This is a genomic window from Sphingomonas bacterium, assembly GCF_028289855.1.
Classification (GTDB): Bacteria; Pseudomonadota; Alphaproteobacteria; order Sphingomonadales; family Sphingomonadaceae; genus Sphingomonas.
The window spans coordinates 1-24,543 of sequence record NZ_JAQGKZ010000138.1 but is presented as its reverse complement, the minus strand read 5'-3'; the positions used below and the strand labels follow the sequence as shown (position 1 = coordinate 24,543).

Annotated in this window: 22 protein-coding genes; 9 read left to right on the top strand and 13 right to left on the bottom strand. The window is 66.4% G+C overall.

Annotated elements, in window-relative coordinates; genetic code table 11:
* The first annotated feature begins 87 nt into the window (after nucleotides 1-87).
* On the top strand, nucleotides 88-1,551 hold the full coding sequence (locus tag JWM94_RS15535) for an efflux transporter outer membrane subunit (RefSeq protein ID WP_299429056.1): 1,464 nt from the start codon (nucleotides 88-90) through the stop codon (nucleotides 1,549-1,551).
* On the opposite strand, the gene wrbA is transcribed toward JWM94_RS15535, so the two are convergent.
* Nucleotides 1,548-2,150: an NAD(P)H:quinone oxidoreductase gene (gene wrbA, locus JWM94_RS15530; protein ID WP_299429054.1), complete on the bottom strand. Its 603-nt coding sequence runs from the start codon at nucleotides 2,148-2,150 to the stop codon at nucleotides 1,548-1,550. The genes JWM94_RS15535 and wrbA overlap by 4 nt on opposite strands.
* Nucleotides 2,151-2,241: 91 nt before the next feature.
* Complete coding sequence (locus JWM94_RS15525; RefSeq protein WP_299429052.1) at nucleotides 2,242-2,964, bottom strand: pirin family protein; 723 nt, start codon at nucleotides 2,962-2,964, stop codon at nucleotides 2,242-2,244.
* A gap of 200 nt (nucleotides 2,965-3,164) precedes the next feature.
* Between JWM94_RS15525 and JWM94_RS15520 the strand changes: the two genes are divergently transcribed.
* The 3 genes from JWM94_RS15520 to ctrA all read left to right on the top strand — a co-directional run bounded on the left by JWM94_RS15520 (nucleotide 3,165) and on the right by ctrA (nucleotide 5,979).
* Complete coding sequence (locus JWM94_RS15520; RefSeq protein ID WP_299429050.1) at nucleotides 3,165-4,073, top strand: LysR family transcriptional regulator; 909 nt, start codon at nucleotides 3,165-3,167, stop codon at nucleotides 4,071-4,073.
* Nucleotides 4,070-5,107 (top strand): AI-2E family transporter, encoded by a 1,038-nt coding sequence (locus JWM94_RS15515; protein WP_299429048.1) that lies wholly within the window; start codon nucleotides 4,070-4,072, stop codon nucleotides 5,105-5,107. The genes JWM94_RS15520 and JWM94_RS15515 overlap by 4 nt, the downstream gene beginning before the upstream one ends.
* 170 nt (nucleotides 5,108-5,277) lie before the next feature.
* Nucleotides 5,278-5,979, top strand: coding sequence for a response regulator transcription factor CtrA (ctrA, locus tag JWM94_RS15510; RefSeq protein ID WP_299429046.1), 702 nt, complete (start codon nucleotides 5,278-5,280; stop codon nucleotides 5,977-5,979).
* Between the two features lie 63 nt (nucleotides 5,980-6,042).
* Here ctrA and JWM94_RS15505 read toward each other — a convergent pair whose 3' ends face one another.
* Nucleotides 6,043-7,656, bottom strand: a complete 1,614-nt coding sequence (locus tag JWM94_RS15505) for an amidohydrolase family protein (protein ID WP_299429098.1) — start codon at nucleotides 7,654-7,656, stop codon at nucleotides 6,043-6,045.
* Nucleotides 7,657-7,700: 44 nt separating this feature from the next.
* Complete coding sequence (locus JWM94_RS15500; protein ID WP_299429044.1) at nucleotides 7,701-8,567, bottom strand: NAD(P)-dependent oxidoreductase; 867 nt, start codon at nucleotides 8,565-8,567, stop codon at nucleotides 7,701-7,703.
* Between the two features lie 54 nt (nucleotides 8,568-8,621).
* Here JWM94_RS15500 and JWM94_RS15495 point away from each other — a divergent pair, with 54 nt between their 5' ends.
* Nucleotides 8,622-9,851, top strand: coding sequence for a threonine ammonia-lyase (locus tag JWM94_RS15495; RefSeq protein WP_299429042.1), 1,230 nt, complete (start codon nucleotides 8,622-8,624; stop codon nucleotides 9,849-9,851).
* A 51-nt stretch (nucleotides 9,852-9,902) separates the two neighbouring features.
* Here JWM94_RS15495 and JWM94_RS15490 read toward each other — a convergent pair whose 3' ends face one another.
* A complete protein-coding gene (locus JWM94_RS15490) occupies nucleotides 9,903-10,388 on the bottom strand; it encodes a hypothetical protein (protein ID WP_299429040.1) in 486 nt (161 codons plus the stop codon).
* A gap of 254 nt (nucleotides 10,389-10,642) precedes the next feature.
* Here JWM94_RS15490 and JWM94_RS15485 point away from each other — a divergent pair, with 254 nt between their 5' ends.
* Complete coding sequence (locus tag JWM94_RS15485) at nucleotides 10,643-11,446, top strand: arginyltransferase (RefSeq protein ID WP_299429038.1); 804 nt, start codon at nucleotides 10,643-10,645, stop codon at nucleotides 11,444-11,446.
* Here the strand turns inward: JWM94_RS15485 and JWM94_RS15480 are convergent.
* The 5 genes from JWM94_RS15480 to JWM94_RS15460 form a co-directional block, all read right to left on the bottom strand.
* Nucleotides 11,443-12,123, bottom strand: a complete 681-nt coding sequence (locus tag JWM94_RS15480) for a transglutaminase family protein (protein WP_299429036.1) — start codon at nucleotides 12,121-12,123, stop codon at nucleotides 11,443-11,445. The genes JWM94_RS15485 and JWM94_RS15480 overlap by 4 nt on opposite strands.
* Nucleotides 12,120-13,055 carry an alpha-E domain-containing protein gene (locus JWM94_RS15475; RefSeq protein WP_299429034.1) on the bottom strand — a complete coding sequence of 312 codons (936 nt, stop codon included), beginning with the start codon at nucleotides 13,053-13,055 and terminating at the stop codon, nucleotides 12,120-12,122. Before JWM94_RS15475 ends, JWM94_RS15480 begins: the two co-directional genes overlap by 4 nt.
* Nucleotides 13,056-13,161: 106 nt before the next feature.
* On the bottom strand, nucleotides 13,162-14,631 hold the full coding sequence (locus tag JWM94_RS15470) for a circularly permuted type 2 ATP-grasp protein (protein ID WP_299429032.1): 1,470 nt from the start codon (nucleotides 14,629-14,631) through the stop codon (nucleotides 13,162-13,164).
* 86 nt (nucleotides 14,632-14,717) lie between these two features.
* Entirely contained in the window at nucleotides 14,718-15,596 is an 879-nt protein-coding gene (bla, locus tag JWM94_RS15465; RefSeq protein WP_299429030.1) for a subclass B3 metallo-beta-lactamase, read from the bottom strand.
* Nucleotides 15,593-17,590: a thioredoxin family protein gene (locus JWM94_RS15460; RefSeq protein WP_299429028.1), complete on the bottom strand. Its 1,998-nt coding sequence runs from the start codon at nucleotides 17,588-17,590 to the stop codon at nucleotides 15,593-15,595. Before JWM94_RS15460 ends, bla begins: the two co-directional genes overlap by 4 nt.
* Nucleotides 17,591-17,660: 70 nt before the next feature.
* Between JWM94_RS15460 and JWM94_RS15455 the strand changes: the two genes are divergently transcribed.
* Together JWM94_RS15455 and JWM94_RS15450 are read left to right on the top strand one after the other, a co-directional pair.
* Nucleotides 17,661-19,304: an alkaline phosphatase family protein gene (locus tag JWM94_RS15455; protein WP_299429026.1), complete on the top strand. Its 1,644-nt coding sequence runs from the start codon at nucleotides 17,661-17,663 to the stop codon at nucleotides 19,302-19,304.
* Nucleotides 19,301-19,654 carry a VOC family protein gene (locus JWM94_RS15450; protein ID WP_299429025.1) on the top strand — a complete coding sequence of 118 codons (354 nt, stop codon included), beginning with the start codon at nucleotides 19,301-19,303 and terminating at the stop codon, nucleotides 19,652-19,654. The genes JWM94_RS15455 and JWM94_RS15450 overlap by 4 nt, the downstream gene beginning before the upstream one ends.
* A gap of 46 nt (nucleotides 19,655-19,700) precedes the next feature.
* Here JWM94_RS15450 and JWM94_RS15445 read toward each other — a convergent pair whose 3' ends face one another.
* Together JWM94_RS15445 and JWM94_RS15440 are read right to left on the bottom strand one after the other, a co-directional pair.
* Nucleotides 19,701-21,464, bottom strand: coding sequence for a hypothetical protein (locus tag JWM94_RS15445; protein WP_299429023.1), 1,764 nt, complete (start codon nucleotides 21,462-21,464; stop codon nucleotides 19,701-19,703).
* Between the two features lie 98 nt (nucleotides 21,465-21,562).
* Nucleotides 21,563-22,417, bottom strand: a complete 855-nt coding sequence (locus tag JWM94_RS15440) for a right-handed parallel beta-helix repeat-containing protein (protein ID WP_299429021.1) — start codon at nucleotides 22,415-22,417, stop codon at nucleotides 21,563-21,565.
* Between the two features lie 324 nt (nucleotides 22,418-22,741).
* Here JWM94_RS15440 and JWM94_RS15435 point away from each other — a divergent pair, with 324 nt between their 5' ends.
* Nucleotides 22,742-23,029 (top strand): hypothetical protein, encoded by a 288-nt coding sequence (locus JWM94_RS15435; RefSeq protein ID WP_299429019.1) that lies wholly within the window; start codon nucleotides 22,742-22,744, stop codon nucleotides 23,027-23,029.
* Between the two features lie 6 nt (nucleotides 23,030-23,035).
* Here JWM94_RS15435 and JWM94_RS15430 read toward each other — a convergent pair.
* Nucleotides 23,036-24,543, bottom strand: a 1,508-nt coding sequence (locus JWM94_RS15430; protein ID WP_299429017.1) for a vitamin B12 dependent-methionine synthase activation domain-containing protein, incomplete at its 5' end; no start/stop codon positions are given.

Sequence of the window (24,543 nt, the reverse complement as noted above, 5' to 3'; positions counted from 1 at the left end):
GGCTTGTCCCGACATCCGCGCTTCAGCGGACGATGCCGTCTGGAGCTAGGTGGACCCCGGCACAAGGCCGGAGTTACGGAGAGGTTCGTGACATTGTTAGTCGCCTCATCGCTCACCGCCTGCTCGCTCGCGCCCAATTATATTCGTCCCGAAGCGCCCGTCCCGCCAAGCTGGCCGGTTGGCGACGCCTATCTGCGGTCGAGTGAAGCCGCATTGCCCGCGGTGCGGTATCAGGACATCTTTCGCGACGCGCGGCTCCAGACGATCATCGCGCAAGCGCTGACCAACAATCGCGACCTCCGCATTGCGGCGGCGAACATTGCGATCGCGCGCGGCCAATATCGCGTCCAGCGTGCCGAGCTGCTCCCCGAAATCGACGCCAATGGCGGCGTGACGGCGCGTGGCGGCGGCAGCAGCAGCAGCAGCAGCAGCAGCAGCACGACCGGGGGCAGCACCGGATCGACCGGCGGCGGCACGCGCACCAGCTTCGACGCCACGCTCGGCATCACCTCGTTCGAGCTCGACCTGTTCGGGCGCGTCCGGTCGCTCACCAGCGCGGCGCAGGACCGCTATTTCGCGACCGAAGCGGCGGCACGCACCGTCCGTCTGACCATGATCGGCGATATCGCCGATGCCTGGCTGAGCTACGGTTCGGACAAGAGTCTGCTCAAGATCGCGCAGGACACCGCGACCAGCGCGGCCAAGAGCGTCGATCTCACCAGAAAACGCCTCGACGGCGGCATCGCGCCGCGCACCGATCTGCGCCAGGCCGAACTCGTGCTCGACACCGCCAAGGCCGACCTCGCACAACAGACGACCTTGCTGGCGCAAGACGTCAATGCGCTGCAATTGCTGGTCGGCGCGCCGGTCGATCCGGCGTTGCTGCCCGCGTCGATCGACGAGGCGGCGGCAACGCTGGCCGAATTGCCAGCCGGGCTCGATTCCTCGATCCTGCTGCGCCGCCCCGACGTGGTCGATGCCGAATATCAATTGCGCGCCGCCAACGCCGAAATCGGCGCGGCGCGCGCGGCGTTGTTCCCGCGCATCTCGCTGACCGGGCTGATCGGGATCGCAAGCAACGCGCTCGGCGCGCTGTTCACTGGCGGCGCATTCAATTGGCAAGCGGGGGGTGCGGCAAGCTACCCGATCTTCCGCGCCGGTGCTGGCCGCGCCGGCATCGATGTCAGCAAGGCGCAACGCGACGCCGCGGTCGCTACCTACGAAAAGGCGATCCAGACCGCGTTTCGCGAAGTCGCCGATGCACTGGCGCGGCGCGGCACGATTACCGATCAATTGAACGCGACTCGCGACCTGCGCGCGGCGGCAGCGGATAATTACCAGCTGTCCGACAAGCGCTATCGCGGCGGGATCGACAGCTTCCTGCAAAGCCTCGACGCGCAACGCTCGCTCTATTCGGCCGAGCGCACTTTGGTGACGACGCAACTGACCCGTGCGAGCAATCTGGTGACGCTGTACCGCGTGCTGGGCGGGGATTCGCTGGTCGAGGCGACGAAGGCCGGTCCGACCCCCGTCACCCCGACCGCACCTTAGGCGGCCAGCTTCGCCGCGACCTCGGCGATGCGGCGGCCCTGATAGCGCGCACCCGCCAGGTCGGTCTCGCTCGGCTGGCGGCTGCCATCGCCGCCCGCGATCGTGGTCGCGCCATATGGGGCGCCGCCGACGACCTCATCATGACCCATCTGGCCCTGATGCCCGTAGTCGAGCCCGACGATCGTCAGGCCGAAGTGCAGCAGGTTGGTGATGATCGAGAACAGGGTCGTCTCGTTGCCGCCATGCTGCGTCGCCGACGAGGTGAAGGCACCGCCGACCTTCCCGTGCAGCGCGCCGCTCATCCAGAGGCCGCCGGCGGTATCCCAGAACGACGCCATCTGGCTCGACATACGACCGAAACGCGTGGGCGAACCGACGATGATCGCGTTATAGTTTTTGAGCGCGTCGGGCCCCTCGATCAGGGGATGCGCGGCGTCGGTCTTGAAATGCGCCGCCTCGACCACCGCCTGCGGGGCGGTTTCGGGGACGCGGCGGATATCGACCTCGGCGCCGGCCGACCGCGCGCCTTCGGCGATCGCGTCGGCCATCTGCTCGATATGGCCGTAAGAGGAATAATAGAGAACGAGGACCTTGGGCATTTCACATACTCCTTGGGGGATCCCCCTCCCGCGGACGGGAGGGGGTTGGGCAGGTGCGATGGGAGGAGGCTCGCGCCCGCCCAGGGGGGAATCAGTCGGCGTCGACCAGAACGATTTCGGCGTCTTCGAGCGCCGTGATCGTCACGGTCTGGCCGCCCGACAACGCCGCGCCATCACGCGCGTCGAAGCGCTGGCCGTCGATCTCGATCGCGCCGGTCGCGGAGACGAGATAGGCATGACGCCCCTCGCCGACCGTGTGGGTTAGCGTCTCGCCCGCCGCGACGGTCGCCGCCATGACGCGCGCGTCGGCGCGGATCGGGAGTGCGTCGGCATCCTCGGCGAACCCGCTGGCGAGTGTCACGAACTTGCCCGAGCGGTCGCCCTTGGGGAAAGGCTTCGCACCCCAGCTCGGCGCGCCGCCGGTCCGCGTCGGCTCGATCCAGATCTGGAACAGCGTGGTCGGTTCTGCCTCGAGATTGAATTCGGCATGGCGCACGCCGGTGCCCGCGCTCATCACCTGGACGTCGCCGGCCGCGGTGCGGCCCTTGTTGCCCATCGAGTCCTGATGCGTGATCGCGCCGGTGCGGACATAGGTGATGATCTCCATGTCCTTGTGCGGATGCGCCGGGAAACCCGAATTGGGCGCGATCTTGTCGTCGTTCCATACGCGGATCGCGCCCCAGCTCATGCGCTGCGGGTCGTAATAATCGGCGAAGCTGAAATGGTGCCGCGCGTCGAGCCAGCCGTGGTCGGCATGGCCGAGGCTGGCAAAGGGGCGGCGTTCGATCTTGGTCATCGTATTGGTGTCGGTCATGGAAAACCTCCGTTGTTGCCGCCAAGATAGGGATCGCCCGCCGCGCGTAAATGGAAACGATTGAAACGGATTGTTTCTCGCATTGACGTCATGCTGAACTTGTTTCAGCATCCAGGCGAACCGCGTGCCTCAAGCGGATTACTTGCGGCTATCGGCTCGCATGGACCCTGAAACGAGTTCAGGGTGACGATGGAGGCAAGGTGAAACTCCCCGATTTCGAAGCCTGGGCGATCTTCGCCACCGTCGCCGAGCACCGCTCGTTCAGCGGCGCGGCCGAGTCGCTCGGCGTGTCGAAGGCGACGATATCGAAGGCGATCACCCGGCTCGAAGCGTCGCTCGGCACCTCGCTGTTCCACCGCACCTCGCGCCGGCTGACGCTGACCGAGGCCGGGCACACCTTGTCCGAGCACGCCCAGCGCATCCTCGCCGAGGGCCACGCCGCCGAGGAGACCGCGCACGACGCCGCCAGCGCGCCTGCCGGGCTGATCCGCGTCGCCGCGCCGATGACCTTCGGGCTCAGCCACGTCGCGCCCGCGATCGCCGAGTTCATGGCGGCGCACCCGGCGGTGCAGATCGACTTGCGGCTGTCCGACGCGCGCGTCGATATCGTCGCGGCGGGGATCGATATCGCGCTGCGTATCGCCGATCTGCCCGACAGTTCGCTCCGCGCCCGCCGCCTCGCGCCGATCGCCAGCCACGTCATCGCTTCGCCAGGCTACGTCGTCGCGCATGGCCGCCCGCGCCACCCGGCCGACCTCGCCGAGCGTGACGTGTTCGCTTATGCCAATGTGCCCAACAGCGCGTGGGTGTTCCGCAACGCGGCAGGCGAGGAGGTATCGGTGCGGCCCAACGGACGATTCACCACCGACAGTGGCGACGCGATGCTGCCGCTGCTGCGCGCCGGGCTCGGCATTGCGCGGCTGCCCGATTTCATCGTCGATGCGGAGATCGCCGCGGGGCGGCTCGAGGTGCTGCTCGCCGACTGGACGATCCAGCCGACTGCGCTCCATCTCGTCACGCCGCCCAGCGCGCTGCGCCCGGTGCGTGTCGAATTGCTGATCGAATTTCTCGCGGAACGCTTCCGTCAGTTGTGCGCGGCGCGCGCATGAAGCGCCTCGCCCCCGACGCCGACGATGCGCGCTTCATCCGCCGCGTCATCCTGGTCATCCTGATCGGCGCGCTGACGATCGCGCTGTATCGCGTTGGCACCCTTCTCATCCTCGCGTTCGGGTCGATCCTCGGCGCAATCACGATCCACGCCGTCGCCGACCGCCTGCACCGCCATCTGCGCGTGCCGCGGCGCTACGCCATCGGCATCGCCATGCTGGCGACGCTGGCGCTGGTCGGGTTCCTGATCTGGCTGCTGACGGTCCAGTTTGGGGCGCAGATCAACGCGCTGATCGTCGAGACGCCGGCGCTGCTCGCGCGGCTAGCAGCATGGATGTCGCAGTCGGCGGTCGGCGCGAAGATCGTTCAGGCAGTCGAAGCGGCGTATGCCGGCGCACAAGCGGCGCAGGACTTGAGCGGCGTGGCGCGCGGCGGCGCCGATCTGGTGCTCAACGTCATCCTGCTGATCGTCGGCGCGATGTTCTTCGCGATCGAGCCGCGGCGCTATCGAGACGGTCTGCTGCTACTCATCCCGAAGGCCAATCGCGAGGCGTTCGGCGACGCGTTCGACGATCTCGGGCGCAACCTGCGGCTGTGGCTGCGCTCGCAGATCATCCTGATGGTGCTAATGGGCGTGTCGATCGGGATCGGGCTGTGGCTGTCGGGCGTGCCCTCCGCCGTGGCGCTGGGGCTGCTCGCGGGGCTGAGCGAGTTCATTCCCTATATCGGTCCGACCGTCGCGATGCTGCCCGCACTGGGGCTCGCAGCGAATGCCGGGACAGGCCCGCTGATCGGTGCGATCGCGACCTACGCGATCGTCCGGCTGGCGCAGGACATGGTCGTCACCCCCATCATTCAGAATAAGGTGATCGCGATCCCGCCCGCGATCACCTTGTTCGCGATGGTCGGGATCGGGTACATTTTCGGTCTCGCCGGGCTGGTCTTCGCCGCCCCGCTACTGGTGGCGATCTTCGCGCTGACCCGAACGCTCTACCTGCGCGAAACGCTCGGCGAAAACATCGACTCCGCCAATTGACTCAATACCCGAAACGAGTCCGTCAATTACGTAATTCCCCGCGACTCGTGGAGTCAGGCCGGTTAGCGAAGAATTAACCTTTGTCCTTCAGATGTGCTTAGGTTAATGGAACGTGTCGCAGCGCGTCGCCAACAGGGGCGGCGCCAAGCGAAAGACGGGGGAATTGCCGCATGCGCGTGCTGCTGATCGAGGACGAGCCGACGACGGCCAAGGCCATCGAGCTCATGCTCACCACCGAAGGTTTCAACGTCTATTCGACCGATCTGGGCGAAGAGGGTTTGGATCTCGGCAAGCTGTATGATTACGACATCATCCTGCTCGACCTCAACCTGCCGGACATGCATGGTTACGACGTGCTCAAGAAGCTCCGCGTCGCCCGCGTCCAGACGCCGGTGCTGATCCTGTCGGGCATTTCGGAGATGGATTCGAAGGTCCGCAGCTTCGGCTTCGGTGCCGACGATTACGTCACCAAGCCGTTCCACCGCGAAGAGCTGACCGCGCGTATCCACGCCGTCGTCCGCCGTTCGAAGGGCCATTCGCAGTCGGTCATCAAGACCGGCAAGCTGGCGGTCAATCTCGACGCCAAGACCGTCGAAGTCGACGGCGCGCGCGTCCACCTGACCGGCAAGGAATATGCAATGCTGGAGCTGCTCTCGCTCCGCAAGGGCACCACGCTCACCAAGGAAATGTTCCTCAACCACCTTTACGGCGGGATGGACGAGCCCGAACTCAAGATCATCGACGTCTTCATCTGCAAGCTGCGCAAGAAGCTCAGTCTGGCGACCGACGGCGAGAATTACATCGAGACCGTTTGGGGCCGTGGTTATGTACTGCGCGAGCCCGACGAAGTGGTCGAAGCGAAGGTCGCGTAACAGCGAAACAGTTCAAGGGGGACGGGCCGCGGCGTTGCAAAACGCCGCGGCCCTTTTCTTTGTCTACGGCTTCCGCACGTAAACCTTCGCCCCGCCGATCCACGTTTCCTCGACCTTGGTCGCGCGCAGGTCGGTCGGGCTGGACAGGAACGGGTCGCGGTCGACGATGATGAAATCCGCCGCCTGCCCCACCGCCAAGCGACCGAACTTATCCTCGGCGAACCCGGCATAGGCCCCGCCTGCGGTGAACGCCCACCACGCCTGTTCGCGCGTCACCTTTTCCTCGGGACGCCAGCCGCCGAACGGCTCGCCGTTCGCATCCTGACGCGTGAACGCCGCGGCCCAGCCGGCCCAAGGGTCGGGGCTTTCGACCGGATAGTCGCTGCCGAAGGCCAGGCTCACGCCGTTGCGCAGCATCGTCGCCCAGGCATAGGCGCCGGTCAGCCGATCCGGCCCCAGCCGCGCCTCCGCCATCGTACGGTCGGATGTCGCATGCGTCGGCTGCATCGACGCGATAACCTTCAGGCTGGCGAAGCGCGGCAGATCGGCGGGATCGACGATCTGTGCGTGTTCGATCCGCCAGCGGCGGTCGCCCTTGTAGGTCCCCTCCATTGCTTCGATCGCATCGAGCACCTGACGGTTGGCCTTGTCGCCGATCGCATGGACCGCGACCTGCCAGCCGTCCATCGATGCGCGGCTCATGTAATTCTGCAGCAAGGTGTCGGACAGAAACCCCGCACCCGACTGGCCCGGCGCGTCGCTGTACGGCTTGAGCAACCACGCCCCGCGCGAACCGAGCGCGCCGTCGGCGTAGAGCTTGACCCCGCCCATCCGCAGCTTGTCGCCGTACAACCACGGCGTCGGCCCGCTCCCGCCAACGCGGATCGCGGTCTCGACGCCCAGGCCATAGCTCATGATCCGCACCAGCAACGCGCCGCGGTCGCCCATCCGGCGCATCGCCAGCCAATCGTCCATCGACGTGCCCATGTCGGACGTCGCGGTGATGCCGAACGCGAGCAGGATTTCCTGCGCCTTTTGCAGCGCGAAATCGCGGTCCTTGGGGAGCGGTTGCGGCACCGCTTTCTCGATCAGTCCCATCGCCGCATCGACGAACACGCCGGTGGGTTCGATCCCGATCTTCTCGATCCGCCCGCCGGCCGGCGTCGCGGTCTTGGCGGTGACGCCCGCCGCCTTGATCGCAGCGCTGTTGGCCCAGGCGGCATGCCCGTCGGCGCGGCCGAGCCAGACCGGGCGGTCAGCGACTACCGCATCGAGGTCGGAGGCGGTCGGGAAGCGGCCGAGCTTCCATTTTTCCTGGTTCCAGCCGCCGCCGACGATCCATTTCTTGTCGGGATTGGCGGCGACGTACGCGGCAATCTTCGCCTTGGCCTCGTCGAGAGATTTGGTGTCCGACAAATCGAGTTCGAGCGCGCGGAAACCCAGGTCGATCACGTGGCCGTGTGCGTCGACAAACCCGGGCAGCAACGTCCGCCCCTTCTGATTGGACAGCCAGTCGGGGCGATCGGGCCGCTTGTCGCCCGATTGCAGCAGCCGCACGACCTTGCCGTCACGGCCGATGACCAGACCGGTAAAGTGGATCACTTGTCCTTGGGCGTCCATCGTCATGCCGTTGACGTTGTCGACCACCCCGTCGGCCAGCGCCGGGGTCGCGACCATCGACAGCGCGATCGCGGCGGCGACCAGCTTGCGGAACGATCCAATCACTTCGGCAATCTCCTCACGAGCGCGCTGGTGTCCTGCCGCGCGCCTCCCATCTTCTGCACTTCGGCGTAGAATTGATCGATCAGCGCGGTCATCGGCAACAGCGCGCCATTACGCCCGGCTTCGTCGAGCGCGAGGCCCAGATCCTTGCGCATCCAGTCGATCGCGAAGCCGAAGTCGAATTCGTCCTTCGCCATGGTCGGCCAGCGATTGACCAGCTGCCAGCTTTGCGCCGCGCCGCCGGAGATCGCTTCGAGCACCTTGTCGAGATCGAGTTCGCTGGCTTGGGCGAAGCGGAGCGCCTCGCTGACGCCTTGCAACACCCCGGCAATAGCGATCTGATTAACCATCTTGGTTGTCTGGCCGGAACCGGGTCCACCGATATGGACGGTCCGCGCGGCATAAGCGTGCATCAACGGCTCGGCGAGTGTCATCGCTTTGCCCGACCCGCCGCACATGATCGACAGCTTACCGTTCTCCGCGCCTGCCTGTCCGCCCGACACCGGTGCATCCAACGCGTGCACGCCACGTCGGTCGGCCTCGTCCGCCAGCCGCCGGGCGATGTCGGCGGAGACGGTGGTATGGTCGATGAACACCGCGCCCTCGTGCATCGCGCCGAACGCGCCGTCATCGCCAAGCGTCACCGCCGCGAGGTCCTCGTCATTGCCGACGCACGTCAGCACCGCGTCCTGGTCTCGCGCCGCCTCGGCGGGCGTCGCGGCGCTTCGGCCACCATGCGCGGCGACCCACGCCGCCGCCTTGTCCGCCGTGCGGTTATAGACCGTGACCTCGTGCCCCGCGCCCGCCAGATGCCGCGCGATCGGCGCGCCCATCACGCCCAGTCCGATGAAAGCCACTCTTGCCATTTCCGGCGCATAAGCGGTGTTCCCCCGATCCGCCAGATGGTCTAGTCGCGCGGCATGACCGCCCTCCCCCCCATCCCCGTCACGATCGACGACGTCCGCGCCGCACACGACCGCATCCGCGACGCGATCGTTCGCACGCCGACGCTGATCAGCCGCACGCTGAGCGAGCTGACCGGCGCGACCGTCTATCTCAAGTTCGAGAACCTGCAGTTCACCGCCGCCTACAAGGAACGCGGCGCGCTCAACACGCTGCTGCAGCTCGACGACGCGGCGCGCGCCAAGGGTGTGATCGCGGCATCCGCGGGCAATCACGCGCAGGGCCTCGCCTATAATGCCCACCGCCTCGGCATCCCGGCGACGATCGTCATGCCGACCAACACCCCGACGGTGAAGGTCGTCCAGACCGAAGGCCATGGCGCGACCGTCATCCTGTTCGGCGACACGTTCGACGCCGCCTACGCGCATGCCCGCGAACTCGAGGCGGAGCGCGGCTACACGTTCGTCCATCCGTTCGACGACCCGCGCATCGTCGCCGGCGCCGGCACGGTGGCGATCGAGATGCTGGAGGACGTGCCGGCGATCGACACCTTCGTCACCCCGATCGGCGGGGGCGGGCTGATCAGCGGAATGGCGGTCGTCGCCAAAGCCGCGGACCATCCGATCGAAGTGATCGGGGTCGAGGCCGAACTGTTCCCGTCGATGCACAACCGCATCAAGGGCACGCAATATCCGTGCGCCGGCGACACGCTGGCCGAGGGTATCGCGGTCAAGGAGCCGGGCGGGATCACCTCCGCCATGGTCGCAGCGCTGGTCGACGACATCGTCCTGGTCAGCGAGCGCAGTCTGGAGCATGCGGTCGCGTTGCTCCTTCAGATCGAGAAGTCGGTGGTTGAAGGGGCTGGCGCGGCGGGCCTCGCAGCGCTGCTCGAGCATCCCGAGCGGTTCAAGGGCAAGACCGTCGGCGTCGTGCTATGCGGGGGCAATATCGATACACGGTTGCTCGCCAATGTGCTGCTGCGCGACCTCGCGCGCTCGGGCCGCCTCGCGCGGCTGCGCATCCAGCTCCAGGATCAGCCGGGCGCGCTGTTCAACGTCGCGCGCATCTTCCACGAACAGCGCGTCAACATCATCGAAGTCTACCACCAGCGCGTATTCACTTCGCTCCCCGCCAAGGGACTGATCACCGAGATCGAATGCGAAGCGCGCGACCGCGACCATCTCGATCGGCTGGTCGCCGCGCTGAAGGCGGCCGATTACGAGGTCAGCCCTGTCGAGTTGGCATAACAACCAACCAAATACCGTCACCCTGAACTCGTTTCAGCATGACGGCTGACTTTATTGCGAGGCCGACCGCAGGATCGGCCCGGTCGCGCGGCGGCCCAACTCATTGATATCGTCGAGCGCCCTGGCAAGGTCGCGATATTGCGGCTTCAATCGGCTCTGCTGCATCAGCGTCAGCGTATAGGTGCGGCCGTTGCTGCCGCGTGTCAGCGAGCAATCGATCCCATCCATGATGTACGGCTTTTCAGGCAGCACCACGCGCCGCTCGAACCGCGCGAGATCGAGCTCGCGCATGATCTTCGCCACCTCGCGCCGTGTCGCCGTTGCGTACCAGACGCCGTTCGATCGCATCGTCATCTTCAGCACCTGACCATTGGCCAGCACGCGGACCTGTTCGTACCGCCCATCGATCCCCCCGGTACAGACGGTTTCGACGTAATCCATGCCGCGCGGCGGCAACGGCATCGCCGGTTTCGCGCGCCGCGCCAAGGCTGGCGTGGCGGCAACCGCGATCAAAGCGCAAAGGGTGATCAAACGCATCGAAACTCTCCTTCGCCCGCTTGCTATCCTGGCGAGGCTGAACCGAAGCTTGCGACAAAACGAATCGGGCGTGCGGCGAGTGCCCTTGCGCACCCGATTCGCGTGAGTCATTGTCTGCCCGCGACGCGCTTCGTCGCCTCCTTCCCCCACCATTAACTCTCTTTGATGGTAAAGCCGCTTTTCATCATGCGCGGCTTGATTCATGGTGCGTCCGACAGCCGGGCTTGCCGGCACGTTTAGGGGACAAACCGGCGGTGACTGCGCCTTTCCGTTTTCCGCGCTTTTTCGTGACCTCGCCGTCGCCCTGCCCCTATTTGCCGGGGCGGCAGGAGCGCAAGGTGTTCACCGAGCTCAACGGTGCGCATGCCAGCGAGCTCAATGACGCGCTGGGCCGGATCGGTTTTCGCCGCAGCCAGTCGGTGGCGTACCGCCCCAGCTGCGCCGGCTGTTCGGCGTGCGTGTCGGTCCGCGTCGTGACACCCGATTTCAAGCCAAATGCCAGCCAGCGCAAGGTGCTGCGCCGTCACGCCGACTTGGAGGTCAACGCGTGCAACGCCTGGGCAACCGATGAGCAGTTCCAATTGCTCCGCCGCTATCTGTCGGCACGCCATCCTGCGGGCGGGATGACGCTGATGGACGATAGCGATTATGCCGACATGGTCGAACAGTCGCCGGTCAATTCGGTGGTCGTCGAATATCGCGAGCCCAGCCTGCACGGCGAGCGCGGGCGGCTGGTCGGCGCGTGCCTGACCGACCAGCAGGCCGACGGGCTGAGCATGATCTACAGCTTCTTCCTCGCGGACGACGAGGATCGCCCAGGCCTCGGCAATTTCATCATCATGGACCATATCCTGCGCGCGCGTGCCGCCGGGCTGTCCTACGTCTATCTCGGCTATTGGGTGAAGGGGTCGGCGCGGATGGCCTACAAGACGCGCTATCGCCCGCTCGAAGTGCTGGGGCCGAACGGCTGGACGGTGCTGCAGGACGAGAACGCAACCTACTCGCCGCCGGTTCACCCGGTCGAGCAAGCGCTCGCGCTGTCGGGCGAGCTGGCCTAGATACCGACGATCATCGCGACGCCGGCCAGGTCAAGCGCGCTCGCGACGCGAGCGTGGTCCTCGCCCGCCGACAGGCCGAGCAGCGGGTCGAACCCGACCCATCCGATACCCGCGACATGCGCCTCCGCCCAGACGTGCGGCCGCGAGCCGCCTTCCGCAACCAAATACCCCGACACGCACCGCGCCGGATACGCCAGCCGCCGCGCCGCCGCGACGAAGCTCGTCGTCAATGCATCACGGCCAGCATCGTCGGCGCGGCGATGGAGCGCGACGTTGACATGATGCAGCCGCTCGATCGCGTCCGCGGCACCCTCTCCAGCGTCGACCACCAGCGCGACCAGATCGGAAGCCGTCGCATCGCCGGGACGCAGGAACAAGGATGGCGGCAACGGCTCCGGGTGCGCGGGGCTCAGGATGCCGCTCGACGGCCCCGTGAACACCTCCCCGGTGACGTGGAATTCGATTCCGTCGATCGGCCCCTCGGCATAGACCATCGTCAGCACGTTGCCGTATCCGTCGCGGCCGTTGCGCAGCCGCGCGTCGCAATCGGGACCGATCCGCCACCCCGACACCGTCTGGTCGTGATGATCGTCGGGCGTGACGCGGAGCGCCAGCGTGGCGCGTGACTGGAGAGAGGGAAAGGCGACGGTCAGCGTGTGATCGACCGCGATCCTCATGCAAACTTGAACTGCCGCCCGATTGCGAAGTGCAGTCGCGCATTCTCTTCGAGGAAGCTTTCCAGATATTGATGCAGCCCGCTGACGATGATGTCGGCCGATCGCGTCTTGGCGATCCGCGTGTGCCGCGCGCGCGCCATACGGTCGGCCTCGCCGTGGTGCCCGGTGCGCTTGGCGAGTTGCGAGAGCAATTCGACCGCTTCTTCGGCCGACGCGGCGAGGCTGCGCGGCAATTCGTGGCGCGCGATCAGCAAGTCGATGACGTTCGCCGGCTTGAGCCCGTCGTTATACAGCCAGCGATATGCGGTCACCGCGGAAACGGTCTGAAGGATCGTCGTCCACTGATCGCGGTCGACCACCCCGCCCACGCGTTCGCCCTTGGGCAGCAGAATGTGATATTTGACGTCGAGCAACCGCGCGGTGTTGTCGCCGCGCTCGACCGCCTGGCCCAGCCGGATGAACCACGTCGCCTGGTTCTTGAGCATATGGTGGATCGCGCCCTCGAACCCGCGCGTCTCGGCCTTGACCGCCTCGATCAAATTCATCGTCGCGGTCGCGCCGCCGGGCGATGAGCGCCCGTCGAACACCAGCCACGCGCGGTTGATCCCGGTCCACGCATCGCGAGTCAGCGCGGTGCGGACCGCTCGCGCGTTGGTCCGCGCCATGTCGAGGCAGCGGACGATCGATCCCGGATGGCTCGTGTCGATCGTCAGGAAGCGCGCCACGGCTTGCTGGCCGATCGTCGCCCCGCTCGCCTTGAACGCATCGGCCGCCTCGATCACGGTCAGCGCGCTGCCCCAGGCGATATCGCCCGCGGGCCGCGGCGACAGCACGTCGAGCCGCACGGTCGCCTCGACCAACCGCGCGATGAAATCGGCGCGCTCGACATAGCGGCCGAGCCAGTAGAGCGACGAGGCGGTGCGCGAGAGCATCAGGCCGATGCTCCAAATATCAACGCTTCCCCGGCGAAGGCCGGGGCCCAGTATCGAGCGGCTCGCAACTGGGCCCCGGCCTTCGCCGGGGAAGCGTATTTGGAGGTCATGCGTTCGGTACCTGCGACTGACGCTGCCGGGGACCATTATCCATCAACACGAAGCTGTCCTTGGTCCCGCCACCCTGCGACGAATTCACCACCAACGATCCCTCGCGCAAAGCGACGCGGGTGAGGCCGCCTGGGACGACCTGGATGCCCTTAGATCCGGTCAGCACGAACGGGCGGAAATCGACGTGGCGCGGGGCGAGCCCCTGCTCGACCAACGTCGGCACGGTCGACAGCGCCAGCGTCGGCTGCGCGATGTAGCGGTGCGGCTCGGCGATCAGCGCGGCGCGGAATTTTTCGATCTCGTCCTTCGACGCGGTCGGCCCGACCAGCATACCGTACCCTCCCGACCCGTCGACCAGCTTCACGACCAGCTCTTCGAGGTTATCGAGCGTATATTGCAACGCCTCCGGCTCGCGGCAACGGAAGGTCTGGACGTTGGGCAATTTCGCCTCGGCACCGGTATAATAGCGCACGATCTCCGGCATATAGCTGTAGATCGCCTTGTCGTCGGCGATGCCGTTGCCCGGCGCGTTGATGATCGCGACGTTGCCCGCGGCATAGGCCGCGATCAGCCCGCGCACGCCGAGGGCCGAGTCCGGCCGGAAAACGAGCGGGTCAAGATAATCGTCGTCGATCCGGCGATAGATCACGTCGACCTTCACGCGTCCCGCGATCGTCCGCATCCACACGATGTCGTCGTCGACGATAAGGTCCGCCGCCTCGACCAGCTCGATCCCCATCGAGTCTGCGAGGAAGCTGTGCTCGTAATAGGCAGAATTGAAATGCCCCGGGGTCAGCACGACGCACACCGGGTTGCTCCCGGTGCCCGGCGGGGCCACCGACTTCATCGTCGCAAGCAGCCGGTCGGGATATGAGTCCACAGCCGCGACGCGGAACTGGCGGAACAGTTCGGGACACAGCCGCAGCATCGCCTCGCGATTTTCGAGCATATAGCTGACGCCCGAGGGCGTGCGCGCATTGTCCTCCAGCACGAAGAAATCGTCCGGCCCCGTGCGCACCAGGTCGATCCCGCAAATATGCGCCCAGATGCCGTGCGGCGGGCGCATCCCCGCGATTTCGGGGCGGAACTGCGGATTGCCGAAGATCAAATCGTCGGGAAGGATGCCCTCCTTCAGGATCTTCCGCTCGCCATAGATATCGTCGAGGAACAGGTTGATCGCCTGGACGCGCTGGATCAGCCCTTCGGACAGCCGTTTCCATTCGTCGGCCAGGAACACGCGCGGGACGATATCGAACGGGATGATCCGCTCGCTGGCGTCTTCGTCGCCATACACCGCGAAGGTTATGCCGAGCTGGCGAAAGGTCGCTTCGGCCGATTGCTGGCGGCGGCGAAGCTCGGCGGCATCGGTGGTGTCGAGCCACGCCCCGAGCGCCGAAAATTCGGCGCGAGCGGTCGCCGCTCCGCCGTCCCCCATGATCTCGTCGAATGCCGGCCCTGTTCCCATCCAGCCCCCAAAAGCGCCGCACGCCGCGGCGGTTCCATGCTGCTATGGATTGCTGCAATGCACAAGGGTGAACGGTATGACGCGGATTAGCGCGCGATCGCACTTTCCTTGAGCCACTGTTGCTCGAATGCCCCCCGCGCGCCGACCACCAGCTTCGCCAGCAGTCCCGGCTGCAGGAGCTCGGCCCCCTTGCGCGTGGTCACCCCGGCCAGTTCGGGGTGCGCGGGTAGCACGATGTCCGCTTTGAGCACCGCCATCCGGTCGAAGCTCCGACGGAAATCGGCGGCGATCCCCGGATATTGCCGGTTGCCGACCAACTTGCTGCCCGCGACGGTCAGGCTGCCCGGAAAGATCACGCGTTTCATGCCCCATTCGGTCCTGGTGGTCATCAGCCAGGTCGTGCAGCCCTTGGTGTGACCGGGCGTCGCGATCGCGGTCAGCGTCACGCCGCCGAGCGATACGGTGTCGCCGCTCTTGAGCACGCGATCGACCTTCACCGGCGCGAAGGTGGCGCGATAATTCTGGTCGCTGTCGTGCCGGCCATTCTCGAGCGCCCAGACGTCGCCGCGCATCGCCGCGAGCGTCGCGCCGGTGTCGCGCTTCATCATCGCCAGACCGCCGGCGTGGTCGAAATGCGCATGACTGTTGAGCAGAATCTTGACGTCGCTGAGCTTGAACCCCAGCGACCGGATGTTCGCCTCGATCCCGGGGACGTTCGCCTCCATCGTCGCGTCGAGCAGGATCAGCCCCTTGGGCGTCGCGATCAGATAGGCGGAGAGTCCCTCGGTCCCGACATAATAGATGTTGCCGGTGATGCGGAACGGCGCGTGCGGCATCGTCCACGCGGCCGGAACGGGCGGCACCGGCAGCGCGGCGCGTGGCGGCGCCGGAAACCTCGTTGCCTGCGGCGCGGCGGCGCCGAGCAACAGGAACGCAGCGGTGGCGGCAACGAGCTTCGCGATCATAATTCCTCCAGCATCGACGGGGTCAGCACCTGGGGCAACACGCGCGGCTCGCCGCCGCCCGCGGGATAATAGAGATAGAGCGGCACGCCGGCGCGATTATGCGCCTCGATAAAGCGGCCGAGCACCGGGTCGCCATTGGTCCAGTCCCCGACCAGCACGGCGACGCGCTTCTTGCGGAAAGCCGCCTGCACCGCGTCGGTGTCGATCGCCACGCGCTCGTTGACCTTGCACGTCACGCACCAGTCGGCGGTGAAATAGGCGAAGACCGGGCGGCCAGCCCCGCGCAATGCGGCGAGCTTCGTTTCACTGAAGGCCTGATCGCTCACCGCCACATGCGGCACGGGGCGCATCAGCCAGACGCCCGCGGCCGCGATCGCCGCGAGCATGATCAGCGCCGGGGCGCCGGCGCCCAGCCCGCGCGCCTGCTTGCGCCCCATCGCCCACAGCACGATCGCGAAACCAAGCGCGGCAAGCAGCGCCAGCGCCATGCCGTTGACCCCGGCCTGCCGGCCCAACACCCACGCCAGCGCCACCGCCGTCAGCCACATCGGGATCGACAGGATGCGCCGCAGCGTGTCCATCCACGCCCCCGGCTTGGGCAGTCTGCGCCGCAATGCGGGCACGAAACCAAGCAGCAGGAACGGCAGCGCCAGCCCCAGCCCGAGCCCGGCAAACACCGCCAGCGCCGCCGGCCATGGCAGCACCAGCGCCGCGCCCAAAGCCGCGCCCATGAACGGCCCGGTGCACGGCGTCGCGACGAACGCGGCCAGCGCGCCGGTCGCGAATGCCCCGCCCGCGCCGCTTTTCTGGGCAAAGCGCGGCACCGGCAATTCGAACAATCCGGCGAAATTGAGCGCGATCCCGACCGTCAGCAGCAACAAAAGCACGACGACGCGCGGATCCTGCAACTGGAACGCCCAGCCGACCGCGCTGCCGCCGGCGCGTAACGCCAGGATCGCGCCGCCCAGCGCGAGGCACACCGCGACCGCGCCGCCGGTATAGGCCAATACCTCCGCCCGCGCGCCGCTTTCGTCGCCCCCGGCCTTCGCAAGGCTCAGCGCCTTGAGGCTGAGGATCGGGAACACGCACGGCATGACGTTAAGGATCAGCCCGCCGACCACCGCACCGGCGAATGCGAACAGGATCGCGAGCCAGCCGCCGCTTGGAGAAGCCGTCGGCGTGGCAACCTTGCCAGGCAATGCGCGGACGGCGAGCGCTCGGCCATCGACGCTGAGCACGCCGTCGATCGGTCCGCCGCTTTTGCCCTTGGTCGTGACGATCAAGGAGTCGCCGTCTCGCGCCACGCTCTGCGGTGCGGCATAGTCGATGGCATTGGGGGTGGTCGGGAAGAAATACGCTCCCTCGCCGTTGGCGGACGCCGGATACGGCACCGCGATGTGCAGCGTGCCGCCCGTCACCTGGTACGTCGCATCCGATCCCAGCGCCTGCGGCAACGCCCGGCGCCACCCGTCGAACAGCGCGCGCTGCGCCGAATCGATCGTCCCGTCGCCGACCGTCAGCGTGATCGCGAAATCGCCAGTTTCGGGCACGCACAACGTGCTGGTGCAAACCAGATAGCTCATGTGCAGCTTGATCGGCAGCCGAGTCCCGGCCGCCAGCCCGGCGGGAATCTTCAGCATCACGATCGGAGCATAGGGTTGTTCGAACACGTAATTCATCAGCCCGGCGATCAACAGCCGCTGCGGCGCTGGATAGGCCGGCGCGCCCGCAGTCACGCCGCTCGGCAGCATCCAGTCGAGTTTCGCCGGAAAGCCGGCGTCGCCCGGATTGATCCAGTATCCGTGCCATCCGGGCTGCGGTTTGGTGTCGATCGCCACGGCGACCTCGCTCCCCGCTTTGGGCGTGTCGCTTTCCGCCACCAGCGCGATCCGCAGATGCGGACCGGCATCGCCCGGCGCGTCCGCGCGTGCGGGTGCCGTCCAGCCGACGAGCACGAGCATCATCGTCACAATCATGAAACCGAACGCGCGCATCGCTCTACCTTGTCACCACGACCCCGACAGCGCCATAGCGGCGCGCGGCTCCCGCGCCTACGGAGTTCCCATGCGCCTCGCCCGATTGCTTCCCGCCGCTTTGTTTTTGCTCGCCAGCCCCGGCGCCGCGCGCGACACGCCCGCCCCGGTTGCAGCCGCCAAGCCACCGGCGCCCAGGCTGATCGTGGTGATCTCGGTCGATCAATTCTCCGCCGATCTGTTCGCGCAGTATCGCAACCGCTTCACCGGCGGGTTCGCGCGGCTGCTGAACGGTGCGGTCTTCCCCGCGGGCTATCAGGGGCATGCCGCGACCGAGACGTGCCCCGGCCATTCGACGATCATGACCGGCGACCGCCCCGCGCGAACCGGGATCATCGCCAACGACTGGTTCGATTTGCGCGGGGTCCGCCCCGGCGAAGTCTATTGCATGGAGGACGAGAGCAAAGGGACGTACGACGATTACATTGCCTCCGACATGCATCTGCGCGTTCCGACGCTGGGCGAGCGGATGAAAGCGGCCGATTCGCGCGTCCGCACCGTGTCGGTCGCGGGCAAAGACCGCGCGGCGATCCTGATGGGCGGGCACAAGATCGACCAGCTCTGGTTCTGGCGCGACGGCAAGGGGTTCATCTCCTACACCGACCGCGCGGTGCCCGCCTCGGTCAACCACGCCAACGCAGCCGTCACCGCCGCCATCGCCAGACCTGGCTCGGCGTTTGCCGAGCCAGCCTGGTGCGCGGGCGTCGACCGTCCGATCCTCGCCAATGGGCGCACCGTCGGTAACGGCCGCTTCGCGCGACTCGCGAAGAAAGTGGATCTGTGGAAAGCCTCACCCGCGTTCGACACCGCGATCTTCGGTCTCGCGACCGATATGGTCCGTGATTTGAAGCTCGGCCGCGGGCCGTCGACCGACGTGCTGACGATCGGCGCGTCGGCGACCGACTATGTTGGGCATGCTTACGGCACCGAGGGATCGGAAATGTGCATCCAGCTGGCCAATCTAGACCGCACGTTGGGCCAGTTCTTCGCGATGCTCGACCGGACCGGGGTCGATTACGTAGTCGCGCTGACCGCCGATCATGGCGGCAATGACATCCCCGAGCGCGAGCGCGAACGCGGCGTGCCGAGTGCCGACCGCGTCGCCACCGAGCTGTTGCCGAAGAATCTGGGGCCTGCGATCGCGGCGTCGCTCGGGCTGAAGGGGCAATTGCTCTACGGCGGGGTCAACGGCGACATCTGGATCGACGCCGCACTGACCCCCAGCGAGCGCGCCAGAGCTCTGGCCGAAACCGCCCGCCGCTACCGCGCGCATCCGCAGGTCGAGGCGGTATTCACCCGCGACGACGTTGCCGCCGCGCCACTCCCGTCCGGCCCGCCCGAGACGTGGAGCCTGCTCCAGCGCGCGCGCGCGTCGTTCGACCCCCAGCGCTCGGGCGACCTGCTGGTATTCCTCAAACCCTACATAACCTCGATCACGCCGCGGATCAGCGCCACCGGCGCGGTCGCCACGCATGGCAGCATCTGGGATTACGACCGCCGCGTGCCGATCCTGTTCTGGCGGCGCGGCATGAAGGGTTTCGAGCAACCGCTGTCGGTCGAGACCGTCGACATCATGCCCAGCCTCGCCGCGCTGCTCGGCTTCGCGCTGGCGCCGGGCGATGTCGACGGCCGCTGCCTCGATCTCGACGGCGGGCCCAGGAGCACATGCCCATGAGCTACCAGATGCGCCGCGTCATCATCTTCACGCACAATTTCGCGGCGATGCGCGATTTCTACCGCGACATGTTCGGGCTGGCGGTGGTCGAGGAAGATGACGGCTGGGCCGATCTATCGGCGGGCGGCTGCAACATCGCGATCCACGCCGCGGGCACGCACGTCACGGTCGGCCCTGAGTACGAAGGCCCGCACAAGATCGTGTTCCACGCCGACGACGTCGCCGCGGCGCGCGCCGACCTGGTCTCACGCGGCGCGCGAATGGGTCCGGTCAAGATATTCGGCGACCTGCATTTGTGCGACGGCAGCGACCCCGACGAGAACCGCTTTCAATTGTCGAACCGCCCGTGATCGAGATGCCAAAGGCCCTCCCCCAAAGGAGAGGGTGAATTAGGCCCTAAAACAACGGCTTCAGCATGTTATACGAATGGCTCACCGTGGTCTTGTTGGTCTGGTGGCAATCGAAGCAGTTGGTGCCGGGGTTCGATCCCGACGCATTGGCCTGCATGAACGTCTCCAGCGTCGAATTGGCGAGCAAATTGGTGCCCACCTCGTTCGATCCGTTGGGTGCGGCGCCGCCGATCGTCCAGGTCGTGCCGATCTGGAAATAATTGCGCCGCACGTCGCCGGCCAACAACATCCCCATGATGCTGGCGGTGCTGGAGATCACCTGGGTGTTCATCGACGCGTTGGTGCCGACTGATCCCCACGGATGCATCCGCATCACCGCCATCGGCAGCACCGCGGGCTCGCCGGTGATCGCGCCGGTCACGTCGTTCCACGATGCCGTTTCGGCATTGAACGGCCCGGCCGAGTTGCTCGGCGCGAACAGCCAGGTGCCGGCGGTCGATTGCGGGACGGTCTTGGGATTGGGGCCCGAGGTCGAATTATACGTATAGGCGGCATTCGGCGAATTGCCGAAATGCTCGAACGATCCCCACACCATCTCGCCATGCCCCAGCGTGCTGCCGACGACGTGGATCGCGGCCATCGCCAGCGTCACGGTCTTTTGCCCGCTCGGCGTCCACGTTTCGACATGCGTGACCGGGTCGGTCGATTTGGTGAAGGTCGGGATCGTCGCGCGGACGGTGACGTAGTCCTGCGGATTCGGCACCGCGCTTGCCTCGACCCAGCTGCTCTTGGTCTCGATCGCCAGCGCTTCGGGATCGACGATCGTGCGGCCGTGCGCCGCCGCGAAGGCGACGATCGCGTTTGCATCCGCCGCGGTCAGCGGCATGGTCAGCGACGTATTGTCGGGGATCACCGCCGCCCCGCGCATCGTGCGCGAATAGGCGAACACGTCGTTGACCGCGGTAATGTAATAGATCAGCGAGCCGTTCTGCGACAGCAGCACGCCACCACCGCCGGCCTGGCCCGATTCGACGTCGATCACGTTGCTGTTGCTGTCGATCAGGATCGGCAAACCATTGATCACGATCTTGCGCGCCTGGATCGCGTTGGCGACCTCCGCGCGCGGGACGACCGCCATCATCGGCCCTGCCGGCATCTTGACCATCGGCCGCTTGATCATCGGCAGGGTCAGTTTGCGCGCCACGATTGGCTTGCCCGCGGAGAACAATTGCACTTCGCCCGACGACGTGCGCTTGGCGTCGGTCAGCCGGACCAAAGCGCCATTGCTCGCCCGCACCACCGGCGCGACCGGCTTGCGCGGATCGGGCCGCGCGACCTCGACCAGCTGGCCGGTCTTGGTGATCGTCGCCGGCAACATGTGCGGCCCGAGCTCGGTTGCGCGCAGGAACATATTGATCGGCAGCCGCGGATTGTTCTGGATGAATTTGCGCCGTGTCTGCCCGTTCTCCACGAACGGCGGACTGACGGTGTAGAAGGTCGGCGAGAACATGATCCGCCCGCCGCCGCCATAGCGGCTCGGCGCGGGCGACGTCAGCCACAGATACATCTGTTCGGTCCAGTTGAAGAACCCGCAATTGGGCGACAGATTGACCTGGCTGTCGGCGGGCTTGACCACGCCGTTGAGCGTCGGCGTCCCGCTTTCGAACATCGCGGCGAAGGCGGGCGCCGATACCGCGCAGATCGGCTGCGCATCGGTCGGAATCGTCTGGCCATGGCCCGGTACGGCCAGACTCAACGCCAGGGCCGTGCCGGCCACCCCCAACGCGATACCGTTCGACAGTCGTGACATGACCGCGTCCCCCTTTGCTGAAAGCAATGACGAGGAAAAGGCTGATCCGCCGTCGGTAAATCGTCAAGTCAAATTGAAACCAAAATGCTTGAATAACTTCAGCGCTGCTCGAACGCGCGGATGCCCGGCGCCAGTTTATTTGCGCCGATATCGATACGATCGCTGCCGACATTGGCAACGAACGCCGGGCTGTGCCCGAAATTGGGCGGCAGAGTCGCGACGTTGCCGACGACCTTCAGCCCCGCCGACGAATAGGTCCGCCCCTCCGCCGCGACGACGATGAAGCCGGTCCAATTCTCCTTGTTCGGCCCGTCGGCGAAGGTGTTCCGCGCGATCAGCCCGGTGCCGCCCTCGCTCAAGTCGATCATGTAATTGGTCTTGCGCCCCGCGCTGTCGTCGAAGCTGTTGTCGGTGATCGAGAGGTTGGGCACGCGCAACTTGACGTAATGCCCGCCGCGCCCGCGCTCGAAGCGCGATCGCGTGATCGTCACCGATCCCTGATTGGCGAGGTAGATCGAATGCGCGCAATCGGTCGCGTCGTCGCACGTGCCGAGCCCGGCGAAGGTCGAGCGCTCGATCACGATCTTCTGCCCCGTCGGCTGGCCGCCGAGGATACCTTCCTGGCTGTCGAGGAACATCGAATTGCGCACGGTCAGGTTGCCCATTTCGGTGCGGATGCCCGCGCCGTTGCCGTCGGGCACGCGGATGTTGCGGAACACGATGCCGTCCACCACCGAACTCAACCCGCGCAGCACGAACACCGCCTTGCCCTCGCACGCCTCGCCGTCGAAGATCGCGGTGCCCGGCTGAACCGCCTTGAACGTGATGTTTCCGCCCGCCTGAACGGTACATTGCCTATACACGCCCGGCGCGATCAGGATCGTCGCGGTGCCCATGCGGATCGACTGCACCGCGTCGTCGAGATTGGCGTAGCCTTGGCCGGTTTCCTGCACGGTGAAGGGTGCGGAGGCCGATTGTGCGGCGAGCGGCGTTGGGGCGAGAGCGAGCTAGGCGATCAGGGCACGGCGCATGGGTAGACTCCTTTGCCGGCGGCTATCCGTGCACGCGGCCGGTCCGATAAGCTGGAATGACGGTTAACATCGGAAAACGACGCGCAGATCATCGCCGAACCGATGAAGACGCCGCCCCGATGCCCCAGATGGGCACAGGTCGCCGAGTCGTGATCTGTTCAGATTGGTGGTAAAACAGGTTTCCGGGTTGCGTCGCGCTATGCCAATCCGAGTCCCGCATTCGAGCATTCGCACCGGGAGGGACGCATGGACTTCATCGCTCAGACCGCCGCCACGAGCTATCTCGACGCGGGCGGCAATATTCACCTCCGTATCTATCTGACCGACGGCAACAACGTCGTCGAACGCGTCAATGACGGCAACGGCTGGCAAACCGGCGGCTTTGCCCAGCCAGGTGAAAAGGTCTCGGCAACCTGCTGGTATGTCGGCGGTCAGTCCTGCATCCGCGTCTATTGCACCTTGAAGGGTGTGACGACCGAATGGTGCAGCGACGCCGGCGGCGCGTGGTACAAGGGCGCCTACACCGACTCCTGATCGGTCTCAGTCGAGGTTGGGACGCAACCAGCGCTTGACGGTGTCCATGTCAGCCCCGCGCCGCGCGGCGTAGTCCTCGGCCTGGTCCATCCCGACACGCGCGACGCCGAAATATTCGGCCTGCGGGTGCCCGAAATAGAAGCCACTGACCGCCGCGGTCGGCAGCATGGCATAGCTTTCGGTTAGCGAAATCCCGGTCGCCTTGTGCGCGTCGAGCAGCTTGAACAGGGTCGGCTTGAGGCTGTGGTCGGGGCACGCGGGATAGCCCGGCGCGGGCCGGATGCCGCGATATTGCTCCTTGATCAGCGCCTCGTTGGTCAGCTGCTCGCCCTCGGCATAGCCCCACAGCGTGGTGCGAACATGCTGGTGGAGCCGCTCGGCGAGCGCTTCGGCGAAGCGGTCGGCGAGCGCCTTGAGCAGGATGTCCGAATAATCGTCGATCGCCGCCTTGAACCGCGCGAGGTGCGGCTCGATGCCGTGGATGCTGACCGCGAACCCGCCGATCCAGTCGCCCGCGGGATCGATGAAGTCGGCCAGGCACATGTTGGCGCGGCCCTCGCGCTTGGCGATCTGCTGGCGCAGGAACGGCAAGCGGACATGGCTCTCGTCGTCGGGCAGATTGAGCAAGTCGAAGGAGCGCAGCTGGTCGGCGGTCCAGTCGCCCTCGGGCGCGACGACGACATCGTCCTCGTAGCGTGCGCACGGCCACAGCCCGACCACCGCGCGCGCGGTCAGCCATTTTTCCGCGACGACCTTGTCGAGCATCGCGTTGGCGTCGGCGAACAGCGAGGTCGCGCTTTCGCCGACAACCTTGTCCGCGAGGATGCCGGGATAGACCCCGGCGAGCTCCCACGCGCGGAAGAACGGCGTCCAGTCGATCACCTCGCGCAGGTCGGCCAGGTCCCAGTCGGCGAAGACATGCCGGCCCGGCTGGTTGGGCGCGGGCGGCTTGAGCGCCATATCCGCCTTAAAGCCATTGTCGCGTGCGACCTGAAGCGGGATCAGATCGCTCTGCGTCCGCCCCGCGCGCGCGACGCGCACCGCCTCATACTCGTCGGCGACCTTGAGCACGTAATCGTCGCGGATCGTGTCGCTGACGAGCGTCGTCGCCACCCCGACCGCGCGGCTCGCGTCGAGCACGTGCACCACCGGCCCGTCATAGGCCGGCGCGATCCTCAGCGCGGTGTGCACCTTCGACGTCGTCGCCCCGCCGATCAGCAGCGGCATCGTCATCTTGGCGCGCTTCATCTCCTCGGCGACGGTAACCATCTCGTCGAGCGAAGGCGTGATCAACCCCGACAGCCCGATCATATCGGCGTCGTTCTCGTTCGCCGATTCGAGGATCTTCGACCACGGCACCATCACGCCCAGGTCGACCACCTCGAAACCGTTACATTGCAGCACCACGCCGACGATGTTCTTGCCGATGTCATGCACGTCGCCCTTGACGGTCGCCATGATGACCTTGCCCTTGCCCTTCGCGCCGGGCTCCTTCGCCGCCTCGATATAGGGCA